This is a genomic window from Caballeronia eucalypticola, assembly GCF_047608185.1.
Taxonomy (GTDB): Bacteria; Pseudomonadota; Gammaproteobacteria; order Burkholderiales; family Burkholderiaceae; genus Caballeronia.
On record NZ_JBLKRU010000028.1, the window covers coordinates 95,755 to 102,438 of the forward strand.

A 6,684-nucleotide genomic window follows, 5' to 3' on the forward strand; every position below is an offset into this window, starting at 1 on the left:
TTGCGGCCGAATCCGGCTGCTTACGCCGTCTGCATTAACGGATCCTAAGATGAGCTGCGAAGCTTATAACCCCTCGCCTAGGGCCAAGACCGGGAGCGAATGGTTAGCAAAAGGCTTGGCCAAAAGCCGAAGCAAAAAACATAAAGCAGTACGCTGCGAAGATTTTCGGACCACTTCACAATCACCTTCTTTTCGGCACAAGCAAAACGACCGACAAGGCAAAGCCCAAATTCGGAAAGCGCGCGTCGTACGTCGATACCGACGTATTTGCCTTCGCTCACCAAAGTGGAAGACGAAGATAATTGAACAACAACCTCCGTTTGCAAACAAAGGCGCGGCCAAATTTTTCTCCCCTCCGATGACGGCGGCACCGGCCAGCAGAATACACATGAGAACGGGCAAGCATCAATTTGGCGATTTTGTGCCATCTGGGGTTGGCGCGTAATGGTACGACCTATACTGGTTTCGGCCCGCTGGCGAGGCGAAGCTATAGCGATAAGCAACTGGATCGAACCCGTTGAAGATGATGCCCTTCAACAGAACGTTGGCATACCTGAGTTGTTTGGCTGATTCGCGCACCTCGCCGACTGAGGTCACGCCGAAGCGCGCCACGAGAAACACGGTTCCGCAACGATGCGCGAGTATCGCGGCATCGGAAACCGCGAGAACCGGTGGCGTATCAATCAGCACGACGTCATAAATGTCACCTACCGAATCGAGAAGACGCGACATCTGATCGCTCATCAAAAGCTCTGCCGGATTGGGCGGCATCGTGCCATTGGCGAGGAAATCGAGTCCAGGTGCGACGTCGCGCTGCAATGCCTGATTCAAGGTGACACTCGATGTCAGCACATCCGCAAGTCCCGGTTGAGGATTCCTGCCGAAATACCGGTTCAAATGACCCTTGCGCATATCGCCATCAATTAGTAGCACTCGCTTTTCGGCGGATCCTGTCATCACAGCCGCTAAATTCGCGCATAAGAACGATTTTCCGATCCGTTCGCTCGGACCGGTGAGCAGCACCCTGTTGCTCCCTGCCTCCGACATCGACAGTTGCAGCGCAAGGCGCAGACTGCGCAGACTCTCGACGGATGGGTCGGCTGGAGAATGTTCTGCGAGTAGAAAGGCGCCATGCTTGCGCGCCTGAGTGTTCATTTCAAGCGTCGCTTGCATGCGAGAAACCGGCACGGTTGCGTAGACACTCAGCCCGGTCTCCTGCTCGATATCCCGAGGATCGGTCACTCCGCGGCGAACGACATGCCGGAGGAGGGTCACCAAAACGCCCAGAACAAGGCCGAGCACCACCGACCCGGCAATCAGTATCGGTCTGTTAGGTTTGATCTGATCCTTCGCTACCATGGCGCGATCAAGGAGACGGACGGTAGAAACCTTACCCGCCTTGACAAGCTTCAACTGCTGCATATTGTTTAGCATGCCGACATAAAGGTCGTTGTTGACCCGCATATCACGCATTAGCCGCAGAGATTCCTGTTCGAGCTCAGGTAATTGGGTCATTTTCTCCGACACAGCGGCCACCTTGTCGTTCAAGGCGGCGATTTGTTGATCGATGGAGCGGACCGCCGGATATTCGCCAGTGAAATGCTCAGTCAGTTCCGTCCGTTTTTGTTTAAGTGCGATCAAGCCCGTCTGTAAATCGACGCTTTCTTTCAGGTAGGTTTTGCCTTCCTCGCTCAGGTCGAACGTGCCGCGCTTTACCCGCAAAGCGTTGTAATTTTCCTCCGAACTGCCGAGTTCCTTCTTGAGTTGTGGGAGCAGATCGCTGAGAAATGCAAGCGAGTTCTCCGCTTCGGCAGCCTTGCGCGCGACATTCGCCGCCACGTATCCGTCGGCAATATTGTTCAGGATTTGCGCTGTCAGTTGCCGGTTTGTGCCTGTCAGTGACGCATCGATTATTCCGCTCTCCTTGCCTTTCTCGACAATGACCAACTTGTTCTGCAAATTCTCTAGCGTCTTCAGGCGAGAGTTGCGCACGAGTACGAATTCGGTGCCGGGATTTGCATGAAGGGACTGCACATGCAGCGTGATCTTGCCGGCGCTTCCGTCTGAAATGACTGTCTGGCCGACACGGCCGTAGATCGGCGCATCAAGGAGTTTCTGCTTGACTATGAAACGATCGTTTCCGAGCGCGATCAGCTTGAAATCTTCGCCTTCCAGATCTTCCGGGACATCGAATAGGTCCGTGCTAATCGATTCATGAGCCCACGCGTAGCCGCCCAGCCCAAGCAAGCCCGGTTTGGCCAGGCCTTTGTTCCATTGGCTGATCCAGTTTCCAATTAGTGGAAAACGCAAGGGCTCGGCGCTGATATAGAGTTTGAGACTATCGACAGCGTTTCCCACCACCAAGCGCGAACGCAGCACTTCTATCTGCGCGGTGGTTTCGGTCTTGACGTCGAACAGGCTAGATACATCGCCCAGCAGGCTTTTCGCATTCGTCGGGCTTTCCTGTTCCACTTGCACCAGGATGTCCGATTGGTAGACGGGGCGTGCAAGAAAACTGTAAGCAGTACCCGCTGCCAGAACCAAACAAGCTACCGCAAAGAAAAGCCAACGGTTTGCAAGAACGATATCGACATACCGGACCAGACCGATGTCGTTCCGGTCTGACCCGGCGGTTTGTGCTTTGGTAGAAAACTCATTCATATAGAGCCCATCGTCAAAGAGGTTCACCCCAACCGCGCCTGTATCAAACCGACGAAGAGCTGACATCAGCGTAATCCCTTGCTTGCTCGATCCGTCCTATCAAAGCAAACGATATCTCTGCTTTCCGATCCATCTGGAAGTACGCTTCTGAACATCGGACTGTGGTCCATATCCCAACGAAAATTAAACGAAAGTCTCACCTTTTATTAGAGTGGTATTGCGACACGCAATACAGTACATCGTGAGAAGTCGGACCCGACAGAACGTGATCGATCCAAAATTGGGCTCACCCTCGGTCGACTTCGTCGAGCGGGCAGGTCGTGGATGTGGCTTGCAAAGAGCTAACCGGCAAATACAGCATGAGCCTAGCGGCGCAATTTCGACAGGTCCGTTCGCAACCGCACAGGAGGTGGTTTTTAATTGGACGATCGAAGAAACGTACCAGTTGCATAACCAGGGAAATAGGGAGGATCGGCCAAATATCATGAGAATAAGCAAGTCCGCTTTGATCACATCATTGACGATATCTTGAGATCGAAAAATAATTTCACGCATAGCGGCAAATAACTCCAGTGGCCAGCGAACTGCAGACGGTCCAGTACCTAGTAGCACTTTTACTTCAGATTCCTTTCGCGCTGAACCTTGGCAGTGTCAAGCAAGAACGAATAGTGGCGACTCTGCCGCGGCTGCGAGACCTGTGCGCTCCCCTTCATGTTGCAACTCCATATATACGCCGCCCGGCGGCCGGCCCGGGCGCGCTCAGACGCCCAAGCGCCGACACAATAATCTCGCGGCTGCACCCAGGCGTCTAGCAACCCGCCGTATCGTTGTTGAGCATTGAAAAACCCGGGTGACTACAGAGATTAAGCTTGACCGTCATGACGACATGATTAAGGAGGTGGGTCCAACCCAAACATCAATGACGTAGTGTGAACTTGATCGAGCCGTTGTTGAGCGGCGGACAAGGGTCTCCCCCTCGCCTATGCAGCTTCCCACCGTTACTCACCTAGCGCCGGACTGTGTACTGAACGCCTTTTAGCTGGTCGGAATAAAGCTGGACGATGTTGTTGAAGAAGCGATCCTCGCTAAATCTTTTGTCAGCTTCCTGCTGCGCGCGGCGCGATAGATCTTCACAATAGATCCCGTCCGTCATCATTCTCGTAATTAGCGATGTCGCTTGTGCTGCCGTCCTATACATGACCCCGGTCGAATCATGACGAATGATATCGGCGTTACCGGGACAATCTGACGCCACAATGGGTGTACCGATCGTCATAGCTTCAATCAGGGAGATCGGCATTCCTTCCCAGGAAGCCGTCGAAAGGTAGATGTCCGCTTGCGCCACGGCCTTGATAGTGTCCGCACGCGTAAGCCAACCCGTGACGCGCACGCCCGCCTCCACGAGTGTTCGTTTTAGGTCTACGTCCCCATCGCCAATCCAAATAAACTCGGCGACGCTTCGATCAAATGAACGGGCGATCTGCGCAAACAACCTGGGGTTCTTTTGCACACGAATGCCACCGACCGTCACGATTTTTCGCGTGCTCTTCAAACCGGATAGCGTGCTCTTCGAACGATTGCCAGTTAGAACGGCGGCGCCTTGATCAATCGCATTCTCGATCAAGACAGCTTTCCGCCGAAGATAGCGTCGAATTGCTACACATTCGCTTTCGGAGCAGCCGACATATATGCAGTTCTTCGCGCTTGCAAACATCTCCAGCGCAGTGAAACAGGACCGCTTTAGTCTGCCGATATCAGGACGTATGAGAGAGATGCAATGAGGACTATATATAAATGCGGTTGCAGGTAGCGCGAAAAAAGTCGACACCCGGCCAAAGAAACCCGCGAATGACGAGTGCATATGGACAATATCCGGCTTCAATTCGACGATCAACCGGCGCAAGCTGGGCAAGATGCGCGCCAGTGATCGTCCTTTCATTTGAAGATGATACAAACCGACGTTCGGGTGGAATACTGCACGCAGATTTTTGGGCGTCTCTTCGCGCTCGGAATAGATTACATAAACATCGTGACCTTCCTTGGCGAGGCGCGTGGCAAGCGTGCTTACAACCGCAAGCGTTCCCGTAGCGGTTGATTCTATTACGTGAACCACTCTCATATAGTTTCTCGCGAATTGATGGGGTCGAGGAAGCCCTCGCTGTCGATCAAGGAGATCAGGCCTACGAGCAATCTACGAAATAGAAACGGAAATGGAAAATGCGAACGAATGTGAAACTTCAACCGACTTAGTAGGCACCGTCTTTCGCGAAAACGACTTTGACGGTTCTCAGAAGAATCGATATATCGAATGCTAGCGAGCGGTTCATGGCGTATTTAACGTCGAGTGAAACTCGCGTCGTATAGTCCACATCGCTTCGGCCGCTGACTTGCCACAAGCCGGTCATTCCGGGCTTCAGAGCGAGATAGTAATGAGCATCACTGCCGTAGCGCGACAGCTCCTTTTGCACGACTGGACGAGGCCCGACCAGACTCATGTCCCCGCGCAGCACGTTCCAGAGCTGCGGCAACTCATCGAGGCTCGTCTTACGCAAAACGCGGCCGACGGGAGTGATGCGAATATCATTTTTGAGCTTGAAATTCCTGCCCCATTCAGCACGTGCTTGCGGATTTGTGGCGAGAAGTTCGGCGAGAACTGCGTCCGAATTCTTCACCATTGATCGGAATTTCAAGCACCTGAAAGTACGTCCTCGCTGACCAATTCTCGTGTGACCATATATGGCATTCCCACGGTCGCTCATGACCAGTAGCGCAATTATGATCAAGACCGGAAAGAGCACGATGAGCAGAACAGACGCCCCACCGACGTCCATCGTTCTTTTCATCGCGTTGGCGTGCCACGTGGATTGGAGTTTTGCTTCCGTCAGATTTAAGTGCTCCGAAGCAATATCTTTAATGCATGCATCTTCCAATTTCGGACTAGAGGCGGCTTCGGAATTGAACATATCATTCCCTTAAAAGGTCTTGATTGGTCTTTATAACTGGCTGTCGATCGCAAATTTCATTGCAAATAAGTCAGGTCCAACGCAAGCCTCACCACACCTTTGAGTTTGGCGGATCAATATCCTAAACGAATGCGCGCTACCGCACATTCGCGATAAAAATCGACTCCTCATAAGGAATCCGTATTGCGTCGGACAATATGGCTTAATGCATTGCTCTGCATTCCTTCACATAATTGACCGTCTTCCTCACGTCAGGTTAAATACATTTGAATATGTCCAGACGTATTGCTTCGCATGACTTCGTAAAGATATACAGTTTTAGTATTGGCAGACAAATAAGTCTGGTTCTAGCACAGTGCTGTGCTCGATTAGTCGGACAAAACGGGCGTTTTCTAGCGACAAAAAAACTGCAGATTGAAATTGGATATAGGACATCGTTCTGCATTACGTCACATAAAATCGGACCTGAGCTCGCGGGAGGAAAAATCCAATCTGAAAGGACGGTTCCGTCCATATCAGCGGCCGCGGTCGTTCGCTGAAGCACATAGCCTAGAGCGAAGCGCTGGAAAGCGGGGCAAAACGATTGAGAAATTGGCTTGGTCGGCGGAATTTATGGGTGGTTTCGTAGTTCAGGTATGGTTCTTTTGAACGATGTTATGCGCAGGTGCAGGCTTATCCACCGAGCTTGCCTGTGGACAAGCCGAGGTGCCTTTCACTGGCACACAAGGCGGCTTGTCCACAGGTGCGAAGCACTCGGTGGGTAAGCCGTGGCAGCACGCTACCCTTTAGCTGCCGGTTTTTCCCGGGCTTCGAGAAACCTGTATAGCCTGCGACAGGTGGCATCCAGGGAGTCTTGATCAGTCTGGCTGATGCGTGGCCAGATCAGAGGGCCGCCGTCTGGTTCTATCAACTCGGCGATGGCCTCTTGCGCGGGCAGTTTCTTGAGCCTGGTGTCCTCGTAACGCCTGCGGATCAATTCACCTCCCAGCAGCCAGAGATTGTCGCGATGGCGTCGCAGTGTCTTGGGCGTGAGTTCGCGGCTCAGCAGGTCAAGCAGGAA

Annotated in this window: 2 protein-coding genes and 2 pseudogenes; all 4 read right to left on the minus strand. The window is 52.7% G+C overall.

What is annotated here, in order from left to right; genetic code table 11:
• Positions 1-405 precede the first annotated feature (405 nt).
• Positions 406-2,661, minus strand: a complete 2,256-nt coding sequence (locus ACMX25_RS27105) for a polysaccharide biosynthesis tyrosine autokinase (RefSeq protein ID WP_414953091.1) — start codon at positions 2,659-2,661, stop codon at positions 406-408.
• A gap of 1,006 nt (positions 2,662-3,667) precedes the next feature.
• The gene (locus ACMX25_RS27110; RefSeq protein ID WP_414953089.1) at positions 3,668-4,780 is read right to left on the minus strand and encodes a glycosyltransferase; all 1,113 of its coding nucleotides are present in this window, start codon (positions 4,778-4,780) and stop codon (positions 3,668-3,670) included.
• 127 nt (positions 4,781-4,907) lie between these two features.
• Positions 4,908-5,504 (minus strand): annotated as a pseudogene (locus ACMX25_RS27115) (sugar transferase); the annotation flags it as partial.
• Positions 5,505-6,402: 898 nt separating this feature from the next.
• Positions 6,403-6,684: pseudogene (locus ACMX25_RS27120) on the minus strand (hypothetical protein); the annotation flags it as partial.

Excerpts from the sequence above, each read along its gene's own strand:
- ACMX25_RS27105 (WP_414953091.1), bottom strand. The coding sequence starts at position 2,661 with ATGAATGAGTTTTCTACCAAAGCACAAACCGCCGGGTCAGACCGGAAC.
- ACMX25_RS27110 (WP_414953089.1), bottom strand. The coding sequence starts at position 4,780 with ATGAGAGTGGTTCACGTAATAGAATCAACCGCTACGGGAACGCTTGCG.